The sequence below is a fragment of the Pseudoduganella flava genome (assembly GCF_007830495.1).
GTDB lineage: Bacteria > Pseudomonadota > Gammaproteobacteria > Burkholderiales > Burkholderiaceae_D > Rugamonas > Rugamonas flava.
In genome coordinates this window covers 71,528-86,110 of the sequence record NZ_VLKW01000006.1, presented here as the reverse complement: position 1 = coordinate 86,110, position 14,583 = coordinate 71,528, and the positions used below count along the sequence as shown (strand labels likewise).

The 14,583-nt window shown below is 60.5% G+C and carries 15 protein-coding genes; 6 read left to right on the top strand and 9 right to left on the bottom strand.

From position 1 onward, the window contains the following. Positions 1 to 303 precede the first annotated feature (303 nt). The 3 genes from dgt (at position 304) to IP92_RS16335 (ending at position 3,506) form a co-directional block, all read left to right on the top strand. Entirely contained in the window at positions 304 to 1,833 is a 1,530-nt protein-coding gene (gene dgt, locus IP92_RS16345; protein ID WP_145876858.1) for a dGTP triphosphohydrolase, read from the top strand. Beyond that, positions 1,823 to 2,605 (top strand): hypothetical protein, encoded by a 783-nt coding sequence (locus IP92_RS16340; RefSeq protein ID WP_145876856.1) that lies wholly within the window; start codon positions 1,823 to 1,825, stop codon positions 2,603 to 2,605. The genes dgt and IP92_RS16340 overlap by 11 nt, the downstream gene beginning before the upstream one ends. 220 nt (positions 2,606 to 2,825) lie before the next feature. After that, a complete protein-coding gene (locus tag IP92_RS16335) occupies positions 2,826 to 3,506 on the top strand; it encodes a hypothetical protein (RefSeq protein WP_158644359.1) in 681 nt (226 codons plus the stop codon). 208 nt (positions 3,507 to 3,714) lie between these two features. Here the strand turns inward: IP92_RS16335 and IP92_RS16330 are convergent, their stop codons facing one another. The 7 genes from IP92_RS16330 to IP92_RS16295 form a co-directional block, all read right to left on the bottom strand. After that, the gene (locus tag IP92_RS16330; RefSeq protein WP_145876853.1) at positions 3,715 to 4,302 is read right to left on the bottom strand and encodes a chalcone isomerase family protein; all 588 of its coding nucleotides are present in this window, start codon (positions 4,300 to 4,302) and stop codon (positions 3,715 to 3,717) included. 76 nt (positions 4,303 to 4,378) lie between these two features. Then, positions 4,379 to 4,933: a DUF1003 domain-containing protein gene (locus IP92_RS16325; RefSeq protein WP_145876851.1), complete on the bottom strand. Its 555-nt coding sequence runs from the start codon at positions 4,931 to 4,933 to the stop codon at positions 4,379 to 4,381. 61 nt (positions 4,934 to 4,994) lie between these two features. Then, the gene (locus IP92_RS16320) at positions 4,995 to 5,252 is read right to left on the bottom strand and encodes a YfhL family 4Fe-4S dicluster ferredoxin (protein WP_145876849.1); all 258 of its coding nucleotides are present in this window, start codon (positions 5,250 to 5,252) and stop codon (positions 4,995 to 4,997) included. A 9-nt stretch (positions 5,253 to 5,261) separates the two neighbouring features. Further along, the gene (gene coaD / locus IP92_RS16315; protein ID WP_145876847.1) at positions 5,262 to 5,768 is read right to left on the bottom strand and encodes a pantetheine-phosphate adenylyltransferase; all 507 of its coding nucleotides are present in this window, start codon (positions 5,766 to 5,768) and stop codon (positions 5,262 to 5,264) included. A 73-nt stretch (positions 5,769 to 5,841) separates the two neighbouring features. Further along, positions 5,842 to 6,471: a 16S rRNA (guanine(966)-N(2))-methyltransferase RsmD gene (gene rsmD / locus IP92_RS16310; protein WP_145876845.1), complete on the bottom strand. Its 630-nt coding sequence runs from the start codon at positions 6,469 to 6,471 to the stop codon at positions 5,842 to 5,844. Positions 6,472 to 6,604: 133 nt separating this feature from the next. Then, positions 6,605 to 7,885, bottom strand: a complete 1,281-nt coding sequence (locus tag IP92_RS30225) for an NUDIX hydrolase N-terminal domain-containing protein (RefSeq protein WP_199271784.1) — start codon at positions 7,883 to 7,885, stop codon at positions 6,605 to 6,607. A gap of 66 nt (positions 7,886 to 7,951) precedes the next feature. Further along, positions 7,952 to 8,851 carry a DUF6279 family lipoprotein gene (locus IP92_RS16295; RefSeq protein ID WP_145876843.1) on the bottom strand — a complete coding sequence of 300 codons (900 nt, stop codon included), beginning with the start codon at positions 8,849 to 8,851 and terminating at the stop codon, positions 7,952 to 7,954. A gap of 25 nt (positions 8,852 to 8,876) precedes the next feature. Between IP92_RS16295 and glmU the strand changes: the two genes are divergently transcribed. Then, positions 8,877 to 10,253 (top strand): bifunctional UDP-N-acetylglucosamine diphosphorylase/glucosamine-1-phosphate N-acetyltransferase GlmU, encoded by a 1,377-nt coding sequence (gene glmU / locus IP92_RS16290; protein ID WP_145876841.1) that lies wholly within the window; start codon positions 8,877 to 8,879, stop codon positions 10,251 to 10,253. Here the strand turns inward: glmU and IP92_RS16285 are convergent. Further along, on the bottom strand, positions 10,237 to 10,836 hold the full coding sequence (locus IP92_RS16285) for an acyl carrier protein phosphodiesterase (RefSeq protein ID WP_145876839.1): 600 nt from the start codon (positions 10,834 to 10,836) through the stop codon (positions 10,237 to 10,239). The genes glmU and IP92_RS16285 overlap by 17 nt on opposite strands. Before the next feature lie 658 nt (positions 10,837 to 11,494). Further along, complete coding sequence (locus IP92_RS16280; protein WP_145876837.1) at positions 11,495 to 11,959, bottom strand: Lrp/AsnC family transcriptional regulator; 465 nt, start codon at positions 11,957 to 11,959, stop codon at positions 11,495 to 11,497. Between the two features lie 141 nt (positions 11,960 to 12,100). On the opposite strand from IP92_RS16280, the gene glmS reads away from it, so the two are divergent. Together glmS and IP92_RS16270 are read left to right on the top strand one after the other, a co-directional pair. Continuing rightward, on the top strand, positions 12,101 to 13,930 hold the full coding sequence (gene glmS / locus IP92_RS16275; RefSeq protein ID WP_145876835.1) for a glutamine--fructose-6-phosphate transaminase (isomerizing): 1,830 nt from the start codon (positions 12,101 to 12,103) through the stop codon (positions 13,928 to 13,930). Between the two features lie 65 nt (positions 13,931 to 13,995). Continuing rightward, positions 13,996 to 14,568 (top strand): hypothetical protein, encoded by a 573-nt coding sequence (locus tag IP92_RS16270; RefSeq protein WP_145876833.1) that lies wholly within the window; start codon positions 13,996 to 13,998, stop codon positions 14,566 to 14,568. Positions 14,569 to 14,583 lie beyond the last annotated feature (15 nt).

The window sequence follows — 14,583 nt, the reverse complement described above, 5'->3', positions numbered from 1 at the left end:
TAAGCGTCAGTTGCATGAACTACGGCGCAAAGAAACAGTACTACGTCGTAATAGCGGCCGAAATTTAGTATTTACCGTGGCTTGCGACAATCGGGTATGTCATAGGTTTAGAGCTGTTAGTGCTCACGTCCTGAAGGGGAATGGAATTACGTTAAAGCCAAAAGATTTGGCCTTGCTTAAAATTAACATAACTTCCAGCTCGTAATACTCCCAGTAGTCATCGCAACTCGTAAGCTTATGTTCGAACATTCGTTAATGTGTGGCAGCATCTCTTGGTACTTGCAAACTTCATAAGGAAATATCGTGTCCAATAGTCCTGAACAGCGCTGGGCATCGTTACTGTGCTCCGGTCGACGAAAAAAAGAAGCCCAGCTTCAAAGTGCAGAGACGGCGAAGCCCGCCCCCCAGGAGACTAAGCTGGAAGGCGTCGGCTCGCAATCTACATCGAATGAAACTCGCACTGACATCGAGCGGGACTATGACCGGATTCTGTTCTCGACACCTGTGCGTCGCTTGGCAGATAAAACTCAGGTTTTTCCGTTAGAGAAGAACGACAGCGTGCGAACTCGACTTACTCACTCACATGAGGTGTCGAATTTGGCTCGTAGCATTGGAACTACTCTCGCTTTTGAGCATAAAATCGCAGGCGAAAGCGATAGGGCGAAGCGTGACATTCCAGCCCTGCTTGCTGCGATCGGCCTTGCGCACGACCTAGGTAACCCTCCATTTGGTCACCAAGGTGAGGCGGCGATTCAAAGCTGGTTCAAAGATCACCAGGAAAAAGTTTTGGATGAGCGCCATCGTCCTATGTTAGCGCAGCAGAAACAGGATTTCTTGAAGTTTGAGGGCAACGCACAAGCATTCCGACTGGTGACACGGCTACAGTTGTTGAATGATGAGTTCGGCTTAGATCTCACGTATGCCACGCTATCGGCAATGATGAAATATCCTTGTCGCTCTCACGAGGTGACTTCTGGTGGTTCCGCTGCCTGTAAGAAGCATGGTTTCTTTTCCTCGGAAGCGGAAATTGCAGAGCTCGTTCAAAGCAAGGTCGGCTTAGCACTTGGGAAGCGACACCCGTTCGCATACGTAATGGAAGCGTGCGACGATATTGCGTACGTCGTTCTTGACGTGGAGGATGCTGTGAAAAAGGGCCTTGCATCGTTCTCCGATCTCCTGTCTTATATTGAGCATCAGGCAAATGGAGATGCATTGGTAGGGGAAGTTGTTAAACACAGCCGCGTCAAGCATAACCAATACAGGAATGAGGCACCCCACCTGTCTCCCGCTGAGTTGAATGATGTCTCAATGCAGCGATTTCGGGCGTTCGCAATCAGCGCTTTGGTCCTCTCGGCTACCACCACATTTATGAGTGAGCAGTACCATGAGTCGTTCTTGACAGGCGAGCAACCAAAGAGTCTGCTGGCCTTGAGCAGCGGGGAGCGTCTTCGTAAGGTCTTGAAAGACTTTGCAATAGTTCATGCTTACAACAACCGCGCCGTCCTAGAGTTGGAGCTTGAAGGGTACAATGTACTTCGTGGACTGATGGACATCTTTTGGGAAGCAATCACTGATGTTGATGATTCCACGGACCCTAAAGCGAAGCGGCGGCATCCGTTCAACCGCTATGTTTACGGACGGATTTCTGAGAACTACCGTCGCGTTTATGAGGCAACGCCCCGGGGCCAGAGCACTCGTTATCACGAATGTGTCTTGCTTACAGACATGGTGTCCGGCATGACCGATTCATACGCAATGAGTCTATATGAAGAGCTAGCGCCAATGAAACGAGACTATGATGCCGAGAAGTCGGAATTGAGCAGTGCGAAATAAATCGACAGTTGCTAAGTACTTAAAACGGTACCTTGATCATAGATCGAGGCGCCGTGATCAACTGCGCGACACTCTCACTGCTCTCACAGAGCGCCTGCCAGAAACTGTGATTTTCGGAGGCATGATTAGAGAGGTTGCTTTGGGTAATACCCGACAGTTCAGTTCGGACGTCGATATTGTTACCCAATCGAGTAGCGCTGAAATTAATGCTGCAATTGCTGAGTTTTCACCTATCCGAAACAAGTTCGGCGGCTTTCGCTTTAATGTCGGAACACAGTTATTCGATATTTGGTCCTTTGCCGACACTTGGGCATTTCGTAACGGCTTAGTGTTCGGAGCCTCATTTGAAGATATTTTAAAGACGACGTTTTTCAATCTAGACGCCGCCGCCTATCATCTTCAGCAGCGAAAAATATACTGCGCGGAATTCTATATTACGGCAGTAAAGAATCGTGTTCTCGACCTGAACTTAGAACAGAACCCGGCTCCTAGTAGTATGGTCAGACGCGCAATTCGGTTGTCAATCGAGAACTCGCTTTTAATTACGCCGCGGCTCGGTGAGTATATTTTGAGGAATTTTAATTCGGAAAATGCCGATGATATGTCATCAATGTATGTAGAGGCCTTGCGTCGATTCTTAGCCGCCGATACTGAGCAAAATTTCTCGTTCGCTCCGCAAGCAACACTCTTCAATAACCCGGCTGAACAATTGGCTATTGGTCATTGCAAAACAACGGGCACGCCATATTCAACCGAAATTCCGGTGTATTGAAGGCATGGCCGGCTATTCGAAACACATAAACAGTTGGGCTGGATTCGCAGGAATAAAAGGTCCTGGATTTTGCGTGATCTGCGGTCAATTTGGAGAGCTAACGCGCGACCATGTGCCACCGAAAGGATGTGTGCAAATAACCAATGCGATATTGCGTCGGCTCACTATGGACTCGGAGCGGAGGGAGAGATCTCGCAGCTCAATCTATATTCAGGGTGGCTTGAAGTTTAAGACATTGTGCTCGATGTGCAATAACGAGCTTCTGGGACTCAACTTCGACCCTGAGCTTAAATATTTTGTCGACAACATGCATAGGGGGCTGCAGGCCGTAGCAAGCAATGTCGTGCTGCCACGGATTGTCCGGCTAGAGGCGAATCTGCACCTAGTGGCAAAATCGGTAATTGGCCACGTACTCGCGGCTCACCCAGTGGGAGATACTCGGACTTGGCGTCCGAACATTGGCGCTTCTGAATCCCTACGCCAGTATTTCATTCATCCTGATCGTCCCTTCCCTCAGGATTGGCACTTGTACTGCTGGCCGTACCTGTCACGCAAACAAGTGATTCTCAGGCATGCGGCCTGGATGGATGTGTCCTTGCCAAAGCCAGGTGAAAAGACTGTTTATGGCCATCTTCTAAAATTCTTGCCGTTCGGTTTTTGGCTTACCCATAACCAGCCGATGGGATTTGTCATCGATGCGCTAGACATAACTCCACGCGGTGTGCCGGACACCACGCGAGAAGTAATTTCTTTCAATCTTCGTCACACACCTCATCATTTGTATCCAGAAAATCCGTCAGGTCACCACATCATGCTGTTTGCAAACGAGCAGTCTTCCGTAGTGATACCTGCCATCACGTCAACGACCAGCGATGGTGAATCAAGGCATGGCCAGAGCTGATCTCTTGCTTAAGCCTTGGGGTAACGTCTCTAGGCGCAGTTGGTGACGGTGACCGATGAGACGGAGCGGCCGCCAATTTGTTTGTGCAAGCTGGACGGCCACCACTAGGTCATCGTCCAGCTCGACACATATATGTTAGCGGACGTTCCGCCCTGGTAGAGCGGAACAGGGGCGTCATCTACACCATGGCGTTTGTTGCACCGCGAAATCAACCGCCCAGCAGCTTCGGCTTCAGATCCGAATCGGCCGGGTGTTCGCCCAGCCAGGTGCGCAGGATCGCGTTGTAGAACGCCACGTCCTGCACCGTCTGGCCGATCTTCTTGCCGTTCAGCGTGCAGACGGTGCCGGTCCCGGGAATCCAGTCGACCAGCAGCACGTCGCCCTTCTTCAGGCCCGGGATCGACGCGAACATTTCGCCGAACGTCTTGGTTTGCGGCAGCAGGCGGGTGCGCTCGGCCTGGTCCGTATTGGCGTTCAGGCCCTTCATGAAGGCATCGCCGAAGTCTTCCGACGACAGGTCGCGCAGGCTGACGATCTGGATCCGGCGCGCGCCCTGCGACGCGAGGATGTCGGCCACTGCCGTCTTTTTCTCCGGCAGGTACAGCCCCAGCGCATAGACCTTGAAGATCACCTTCGTGCGCAGCCCCGCGCCGTTCAGCTTCAGCGCCTGGCCGTTGACGGTGGCGGTGTCGTCGAACTTGACGCCGGCTACCTCGACGGCGGCGAAGGCGGGCAGTGCGGCGGCCAGCAGCAGTGCGCAGGCGCTATTGATCAGTGTGCGGCGGGTGGTGTGCATGGTGTCTCCGGATGGTTGTGAAGTGCCGATGCACTATACCACCGCCGTGCCTGGTTTGCGCACGATCATGCTTTTTTCAACATTTCTCGCGGTCCTGGTTCTCGATCGCGCCCAGCACCGCGTTCGGGTTGGCCGGCTTGTCGAGCTGCTGCGCTTCCGGGTCGGACTTGTCAGCTACCTGCGGCATGTCGCGCCGCAGCTCTTCCAGCAAGCTGATGATCTTGCTGGTTTTTTTGTCCGTCAGCAGGCTGACCTGCAGGTCCAGGTGGGTGTGCTGGTCGGCCAGCCGTGCCATGCGGTTCTGCCGGATCAGCACGGTCGTGGTCGTCAGGAAGGCGTTCAACGTGATGATGCCTTGCAGCCAGAAGAACGGCGGCTCGTCGAACACGTCCCAGCCCAGCTGTTCGGCAAACAGGTTCGCGCCGATCCACAGCACGGCAAACACGACGATGCCGATCAGGTAGCCGGGGCGGCCGAAGAACAGCGCGACGCGCTCGATCAGCGTCTGCATCGGCGAGATCTCGTGCTTGTGGCGCGCGTAGAACTCGCTGATCGTTTCCAGGTTCTCGTTGACGGCGTCCGGCAGCGCGCCTTCCGGGTCGGTGGTGGACAGGTCGTCGTTGGGCATCATCCGCTCCTGATGGAGCGCACGAGGATAGCAGCGGATCCGGGACGCGGGCGCCCGGCAGTGCTCAGGCGGCCTTGGCGGCCTGCAGGTGCTCGAACTTGGCCTGCAACTCTTCCTTGCTCTCGCGCCAGGCCGGATTGAACGGAATGCACGCGACGGGGCAGACCTGCTGGCACTGCGGCTCGTCGAAGTGGCCGACGCATTCGGTGCACTTGTTCGGATCGATTTCGTAGATTTCCGGACCCATCGAGATCGCGTCGTTCGGGCACTCGGGCTCGCAAACGTCGCAGTTGATGCAGTCGTCGGTGATCATCAAAGCCATGATAAACCTCTATGCGGCGCCGCCTTGGGCAGCGCTGTTTTCCGCGATCTTCTTGCGCAGCCAGCGGTCGACGGATGGGAACACGAATTTCGATACGTCGCCGCCCAGCTGGGCGATCTCGCGCACGATCGTGCCCGAGATGAACTGGTACTGGTCGGACGGCGTCAGGAACAGCGTCTCGACGTCCGGCAGCAGGTAGCGGTTCATACCCGCCATCTGGAATTCGTATTCGAAGTCGGACACGGCGCGCAGGCCGCGCACAATCACGCGGGCATCGTGCTGGCGCACGAAATCCTTCAGCAGGCCGGAAAAGCTCTCGACCTTGACGTTCGGGTAATGTCCGAGCACCTCGTTGGCGATCTCCAGGCGCTCTTCCAGCGAAAAGAACGGATGCTTGTTCTTGCTGTCGGCCACTCCCACGACGAGCGTGTCGAACAGGCCGGACGCGCGGCGTACCAGATCCTCGTGACCACGGGTCAGCGGATCGAAAGTTCCTGGATAAACGGCTACAACCATTGCGTCCCTCGCCTTTTTGCACGAATCAGACGCGCATTATGCCTGAAAACGGGGCAGATCCGTCCGCTGGCGGCTAGTCTTCGCGGCGGCGCAGCAAATGGAAATGCACCATGCCGGCCTTGTCCTCGCGCACCACTTCCCATGGCGCCATCCATTCCGGCGCGTCGCCGTCGGCCGACAACGCCAGGCCGGACTCGGCATACACGAGGCCGCCGTCGGCCAGCAGCTTGTCGCACAGCGGCAACGAGCGCGACAGGAAATCCTGCTGGTACGGCGGGTCGAGGAAGATCAGGTCGAAGCGTTGGCCCCGCTGGGCCAGCGATTGCGCCAGCGCCAGCGCATCGGCACGCTGCACGACGATATTGGTGGCTTTCAGCTTTTCCTGGATCGTCTGCAGTTGGCGCACGACGGAAGCGTTCGCGTCGACCATCGTCACCTGCTGCGCGCCGCGGCTGGCGGCTTCGAAGCCAAGCGCGCCGCTGCCGGCAAACAGGTCCAGCACGCGCAGGTTGCCCCAATCGCCGCGCAGGTGGTTGAGCCAGTTGAACACCGTCTCGCGCACGCGGTCGGGCGTCGGCCGCAAGCCCAGCGCTTCCAGCACCGGCAGCGGCGTGCGCTTCCAGCTGCCGCCGATGATGCGCACCTGCTTGGCATGCTGGGGACCGTGAACGGGGACTTTGGCGGCGGGCTTTTTCTTTTGCATGGGACGTGACGCGGAAATGACGCGGCACTATAGCACGCACCAAACAACCGGTGTCAGACACCGTTTTGGCAGAAATATTTCCCAAAATCGGGGTCAGACCCCGAATTTTGGAAACTTTTCCGCCCGGCAGGCTTCAGTCGCACAAGGTCGGCAGATCGGGATCGCTGGCGAAGTCGAACAGGCGCTCCAGCTGCGACAGCGTGACGCGGTCCACCGAGATGTCCAGCCCAGCCAGCTCGCTGCGATGGACCCAGCGCACCTCGGTTGTCTCGGCCGTGTCGGCCAGAAGTGAGCCGCCCGTGATGCGGCACAGCACGAACGCCTTGTACACGTACCACGACTGCGGTGGGTGCGGGTGGACGCGCTTGTCCCACAGCGCCAGCAGCCGCACCGCTTCCGTGTCCAGCCCCGTTTCCTCTTGCACTTCCTTCACGGCCACTTCGAACGGCGTGTAGCCGACGTCCGCCCAGCCGCCCGGCAGCGACCAGCGGCCGCCGTCGTGCTTTTCGCGCGCCATCAGGATCTCGTCGGTGCCGCGGAACAGCACGGCGCGGATGTCGACCTTCGGCGTCGGGTAGCCCTGCTCCGGCGCGGCCGCCTCGGCGTAGCGTGCCGGCGGATGGCCGGTCAGGCCGCCCAGCATCCGCTGGCTCAGTGCCAGGACTTCCTGGTAGCGCTCGGCGTCGAATGGCGGCGGGTTGTACGCCAGGCCCGCCTGTGCCAGCGCCTGCAGCCGTTGTGCGATCCACAGCCACGGCGTCTCGTCGCCGCCCAGCCGGGCCAGCAGCCACGTGTGCAATGCGTCGACCGACGTGGCCAGCAAGTCCGGCGCCGTCGCCTGCAGAGCGTCCACCTCGGCAGTGCCCGCCCACGCCGCCGCGACGGCCGCCAGCCCGACGTCGCGGGCGATCGTCACATCGGTGGGTGCATCGCCGATATAGACGGCTGCGGCCGCCGGCACATCCCACTGCGCCAACGTGTGCCGCAATGCCTCGGCCTTGCGCGACCCGTGCGGAGACCCCGTTTCGATGACGTCGAACAGGTCCAGCCCGAACCGGCGTAGCGACAGCCGCGTGCTGCCGGCGCCCTTCCCGGTGACGAGCCCCAGCCGCACGCCCCGCTCGCGCAATTCCCGCAGCAGGGGCGCAATGCCGGGGAACGGCGCCGGGCACAGCGCGTGCTGCGTTTCATAGTGCTGCAGGAAGGTGGCGACCCCATCACCCTGGTAGCCGGGCGCCAGGGTACGGATGACGCCCTCCTCATCCGGCCCGAACGCGGCGACGATCTGCTCGTCCGTGAGCGGGCCGAGCTGCGGCTCGAGCGTGGCGCGGAAGGCGGCGATGCAGAGGGGGATGGTGTCGGCAAGAGTACCGTCGAGGTCGAACAGGACGGCGCGGAAGACAGGCGTGGTCATGGCGCATTGTTGAGTTGGCAATGCAAATAGCCTAACACGACCGCTTTATCGTACGCCGGCCGCCGGCTACTTCGCCTCCGCCGCCAGTGCGTTGAAGTCGTTGATCCAGCCCTGCATCCGCTTTTGCGCGTGGGCCTTCTGTTCCGGCGTCGCGATGCGGACCACTGTATGCACGAGCTCGATCGTGCTGCCCGTGTAGGCGTCGAAGAAAGGCTTGCGTTCCGAGTTGTCCAGCCGCGTGAAGCTTTCCCGGATCAGGCTCTGGATCTGCGCGATGGCCTGCTCGCGGCTGGGTTTTTCCTGCATGATGCGGCGCGCCAGCGCCAGGATGCTGCGCTGGCGGCGCATCCGTTCGTCGAGCCAGATCTGGTTGTCCAGCGGGCGCGCGTCCGACGCCTTGCGGATGATGTCCTTCTGCTCACGCGAGAAGCTGCCGAACCACAACTCGAACTGCTCCATCGATTTCTTGTAGCGATACGCGTTCTGGTCGTCGCTGTTGCCCTTCATGTTCTCGCGGCGGAATTTGTCGTTGTTCTTCGCGAATTTCTTCTCCATCTGCACCAGCTGGTCCGGCTTTAGCGACAGCGCCAGGTCGGCGATGTCCGGCGCCGCTTTCAGCAGCAGCGACTGGGTGCGGGCGCGGATGTCGTCGTAGTCGGCGCGCAGGTCGGCCGGCGTCGGGTCGGAGCGGAGTTGCTGCTGGGCCCGCTGGAGCACGTGCACATAGTCCTGCAACTGCGTCTTGCGGTGCCAGCGGAACAGGTTGTCGATGTCCTTCTTGACCTCGTCGCGCTGCTCGCCATCGAAGTCCACATAGTTGTCGAGCCACCAATACAGCAGCGTGTCGCCGTTGTTGTAGGCCAGCTTCAGCGAGCTGCAGGCTGCGACGAGCACCAGAAACACCAGCGCGAGCCACGTGCGGAACGAGCGGGGGAACGAAAGGGGCTGCGTGTTAAAATTTTGCATATTTTTAACTAAGACGAAATCGGCCATGAACGTTGTCATCCTCGCTGCCGGCATGGGCAAACGCATGCAATCCGCACTGCCCAAGGTCCTGCACCCGCTTGCCGGCAAGCCGCTGCTGTCGCACGTGATCGATACGGCGCGCAGCCTCGCGCCCGGCAAATTATGTGTCATTTATGGCCACGGCGGCGCCACGGTGCTGTCGGCTTTGGAGAGCCATAAAGCCCAGGGCGGCATCGACATCTCCGCCGCGCTGCAGGAACCGCAGCTGGGCACCGGCCACGCCGTGATGCAGGCGCTGCCCGTGCTGGATGAAACCGTGCCGACCCTGGTGCTGTACGGCGACGTGCCGCTGACCACCGCCGCCTCGCTGCGCCGCCTGGTCGACGCGGCCGGCCAGGACAAGCTGGGCATCCTCACCGTCGTGCAGGACGATCCGTATGGCCTGGGCCGCATCGTCCGCGAAAATGACCGAATCGTGCGCATCGTCGAGGAAAAGGACGCGACGCCGGAAGAGCGCGCGATCCGCGAAATCAATTCCGGCATCATGTGCATTCCGACCGCCCGCCTGAAGAAATGGCTCGCATCGCTGCAGAACAATAATGCGCAAGGCGAGTACTACCTGACGGACATCGTGGCGCAAGCCGTTGCCGAGGACGTCGACGTCGTGTCGGCCCACCCGGGCGCCCAGTGGGAAGTGCTGGGCGTGAACAGCAAGGTGCAGCTGGCGCAGCTGGAGCGGATCCACCAGAACAACCAGGCGCTGGCGCTGCTGGAAAAAGGCGTCACTGTGATGGACCCGGCACGCATCGACATCCGCGGCGAGCTCGTCTGCGGGCGCGACGTGACGATCGACGTGGGCTGCGTCTTCGAAGGCAAGGTCACGCTGGCCGATGGCGTGACGGTGGGCGCGCACAGCGTCATCGTCAATGCGTCGATCGAAGCGGGCGCGCAGATCAAGCCGTTCTGCCACATCGAGGAAGCGGTCGTCGGCCCGAAATCGATCATCGGCCCATACGCGCGGCTGCGCCCGGGCACCGAGCTGGGCGAAGAGGTCCACGTCGGCAACTTCGTCGAGATCAAGAACAGCATCGTCGCCGCGCACAGCAAGGCGAACCACCTCGCCTACGTGGGGGATGCGGACGTGGGCTCGCGCGTCAACGTCGGCGCCGGCGTGATCACCTGCAACTATGACGGCGCCAACAAGTACCGCACGATCATCGAGGACGACGCGTTCATCGGCAGCGACAGCCAGCTGGTCGCCCCCGTGACGGTGGGCGCGGGCGCGACGATCGGCGCCGGCACCACGCTGACCAAAAATGCGGCAGCGGGCAAGCTGACGATTTCCCGTCCGAAGCAGATGACGATCGACGGCTGGCAGCGCCCCGTCAAGACGAAGAAATAAGCACCTGCCGGCGCTCTTCCGCGAACCGCACCAGGTCGGGGAAGAAGCGCTGGAACCCCTGCGCGATCGCCTCGCGGTGCCGGGCCAGGTCCTGCAAGCCGTCGCGCAGCAGGTCGCCATTCCTGCTGAGGCGGCGCGACACCCGGGCGATCGTCGCCTCCACGCCCTCGTACGTGCCGTAACCACCCAGCCAGTCCTGCCGCACCAGATAGGGCAGCATCTCGCGCAGCCGCGGCGGCAACATCGGTTCGTGCGCCGTCAGCGCGCCGTAGAAGCGGGCGATCAATTCATCCTTCGGCACGTCGCACCAGCTGTCCCAGTGCCGGCTCAGCTCGTGGTCGTAGAACACGTCCAGCACGATGCCGGCATAGCGCCGGCGGCCTTCCCCGAACAATTCGCGGGCCTCCCGCACGACCGGGTGGCTGTCCGTATAGCTGTCGATGTGCCGGTGCAGCGTGATCTCGCGCGCGATTGCCGGTGGATAGCCCTGGACGTCGTTCGCCTTCACGAAGTCGCCCAGCATCGCCCCGACCATCGCCGCATCGCCGTGCCGCGCCAGATAAACATGTGCAAGGTAGTTCATGCGCCATTCTAGCCGCTGCGCTGTGGACAAGCATGTGCACAAGCGCGTGGACAGACGGTGCACAGGCGGTGCAGAAGTAGCGGGAGAGGCTGGAACGGTGCTGGTAACGGAGTGAATGCCTGGACAGTAGGCAACTGGGGATAAGTTTGTTGGTAAAGGTGAGTAAAAGCGGCGGATAAGCGGTGGAGAACGCTGTATGACGTCAAAATCGCGTCGTCAGAGCGTTCTCGCGGGGTGAATAACGCTGTGGAGAAATGGTGGGACAAGTTGTTGATGACATGCTTGAAGTAAGGAAGCGGCAGCGCGCTGCATAACGGATGAGCGGCCGCCATCACGTGAGGCGGTGATAAGGACAGTCGTGAAGGCGGTCGCGATGCCTGCGTGGACAAACCGACTGGATATCCCCAGATGGGAAATCGGGTCCGGTGCATCGCGACCTCCTGTTGCACGCTTTTACGGCACCCCGCTCAGGCGGGCTGGACAGTGGAGAACATGGCTGCAGAGCTTGTGAACAACATTGTGCAAAAGCTTGTGATCAAGCGGGTATAACCCCGGTACAAGCTGGTTATAAGCCCATCCATAGTGGTGGAAAAGCCCGTGGACAACCAAGCGGACAAGCGGTGTACAGGCTGTGCAAAGCCTGGGATAACCCGGCCGTTCAGACGGCGATGCGCGTCTCGAACTTGCTGCGCAGCGTCGAAAAATAGGCTTTCACGTTGCGCACGTTCGCATGGCTCGTGAACAGCCGGTGTGCCAGCGCGTGATAGGCCGGCATGTCAGGCACCTGGACGACCAGCACGAAATCCGGCCCGGGCGACACGCGGTAGCACTGCAGCACAGCCTCCTCCTGCGCGACATGCGTCTCGAACTCGGCCATCCGGTCCGCCGCCTGCACGTCCAGCGTGATTTCCACGATCGCCGTCAGCCGGGCCCCTACCTTCTCCGGTGCGACGATGGCCACCTGCCGTTCGATCACACCGGCGTCGCGCAGCTGCTTGACCCTGCGCAAGCAGGTGGGCGCCGAGACGTGCACCAGTTGCGCCAGCTCGGCATTGGTGATTGATGCATCCGCTTGCAGCGCGTTCAAGATGCGGCGGTCGATCTCATCGAGAGAAATATCCATAAACTTTTAGTAGATATATGAAAGAATAATTCATGACACAACGGTGACGAAATATTGTTTCATAAGACGCGGTATTAAGAAAGCATATTTCTCGTCTACTCCTCTACGATGTTGTCAATCCACTTACTGAAGAGGTTGAACATGTGCGGCATCGTCGGCGCAGTAGCGCAACGTAACATCACCCCGATCCTGATCGAAGGCCTGAAGCGTCTGGAATACCGCGGCTACGACTCGTGCGGCGTCGCGCTGCACGTGGACGGCCGCCTGCAGCGCTCGCGCAGCACGTCGCGCGTGGCGGACCTGGAAAAGCAGACCCAGGAAGTCGGCCTGCAAGGCTTCACGGGCATCGCCCACACCCGGTGGGCAACGCACGGCGCACCGGCGTCGCACAATGCCCACCCGCACTTCTCGCCGAACTCGGACAACGCCCGCATCGCGCTGGTCCACAACGGGATCATTGAAAACCACGACGAGCTGCGTGCCGAGCTGACCAAGCTGGGCTATGTATTCCAGAGCCAGACGGACACCGAAGTGATCGCCCACCTGGTCGACCACCTGTACAACGGCGACCTGTTCGAGACCGTCCAGCAAGCCGTCAAGCGCCTGCACGGCGCCTACGCGATCGCCGTGTTCAGCCGTGAGGAACCGCACCGCGTCGTGGCCGCCCGCCAGGGCTCGCCGCTGATCGTCGGCCTGGGCAAGGGCGAGAACTTCGTCGCGTCCGACGCGATGGCGCTGGCTGGCACGACCGACCAGATCATCTACCTGGAAGAAGGCGACGTCGTCGACCTTCAGCTGGCCCGCACGTGGATCGTCGACGCGAACGGCAAGCAGGTGCAGCGCGAGGTGAAGACGGTGCACGCGCACACGGGCGCGGCCGAGCTGGGCCCGTACCGCCACTACATGCAGAAGGAAATCTTCGAGCAGCCGCGCGTCGTCGGCGACACGCTGGAAGGCGTCACCGGCATCATGCCCGAGCTGTTCGGCGATGAGGCCTACAAGGTATTCAAGCAGATCGACCGCGTGCTGATCCTCGCCTGCGGCACCAGCTACTACGCCGGCCTGACGGCCAAGTACTGGATCGAATCGATCGCCAAGGTGCCGGTGAACGTGGAAATCGCCAGCGAATACCGCTACCGCGACAGCGTGCCGCACCCGGACACGCTGGTGGTGACGATCTCGCAATCGGGCGAAACGGCCGACACGATCGCCGCGCTGAAGCACGCCCGCTCGCTGGGCATGGAAAACACGCTGACGATCTGCAACGTCGCGACGAGCGCGATGGTGCGCGAGTGCAAGCTGGCCTACATCACGCGCGCCGGCGTCGAAGTGGGCGTGGCATCGACGAAGGCGTTCACGACGCAGCTGGCCGCGCTGTTCCTGCTGACCTTGTCGCTGGCCCAAGTCAACGGCCGCCTGACGGACGAAGAGGAAAGCACGCACCTGAAGGCGATGCGCCACCTGCCGTCCGCGATCACCGCCGTGCTGGCGCTGGAACCGCAGATCATCGCATGGGCCGAGGAATTCGCCCGCAAGGAAAACGCGCTGTTCCTGGGCCGCGGCATGCACTACCCGATCGCCCTGGAAGGCGCGCTGAAGCTGAAGGAGATCTCGTACATCCACGCCGAAGCGTACCCCGCCGGCGAACTGAAGCACGGCCCGCTGGCGCTGGTGACGGAAGAAATGCCGGTCGTGACGATCGCGCCGAACGACGCGCTGATCGAGAAGCTGAAGTCGAACATGCAGGAGGTGCGCGCCCGCGGCGGCCAGCTGTACGTATTCGCCGACGTCGACTCGCGCATCACGTCCGGCGAAGGCGTGCACGTCATCCGCATGCCCGAGCACTACGGCTGCCTGTCGCCGATCCTGCACGTGGTGTCGCTGCAATTGCTGGCTTACCACACGGCGCTGGCGCGGGGGACGGATGTGGATAAGCCGCGGAATCTGGCGAAGTCGGTGACGGTGGAGTAAGGGCGGCGTTACCAGAGCGCGACGCGGCAAATGCAGGTCCTGGCATTCACACATCGGGAGGTGGCATGGGTTACTGGGCAGATGCAATCATCGACTGTGAGGAAACCTCACCCGAACGGGCGCGGGAGCTGGCCGCATCCATCATCGGCTGGCTGGTCGATGCGCGCATCATCGAAGACCGCCAGTGCGACGGCTGCATGCGCGACGGGCCGTGTTACTTGCCCGGTCCTGCTTATCAGACGGCATGCAAGGAAGTGCCGCCGGGGTTCGGCAACAGCAAGTACGAGTCGTTCCTGGAGGCGGGCTTGAACGGCATGCGTGTCGTGACAAGCCCGCAGTTCCTGTTCAACAGCTCAGGCGCATTTCCCGATATGCGCTGCCCGCGCTGCGACGCCGAAGTCGATCTCGGTGTTTTTTGCGACGAGGGCGCGAAGTGGACGGAGGGTGGGCCAGATACGTTCGAATGCCCTCATTGCAAGGCGGCGAGCCCGATTCCCGCCTGGAGCCATCCCAGCGCCGGGTTCGCCACGTTGGCGTTCGAATTCTTCAACTGGCCAGAGTTCTCCAGCGACTTTCTCGCCGAGCTTTCACGCAGGCTCGGCGGCCATCGGCTGAATTATTTCGGCGGCCGGCAGTAGCGCGATAGGCGATTC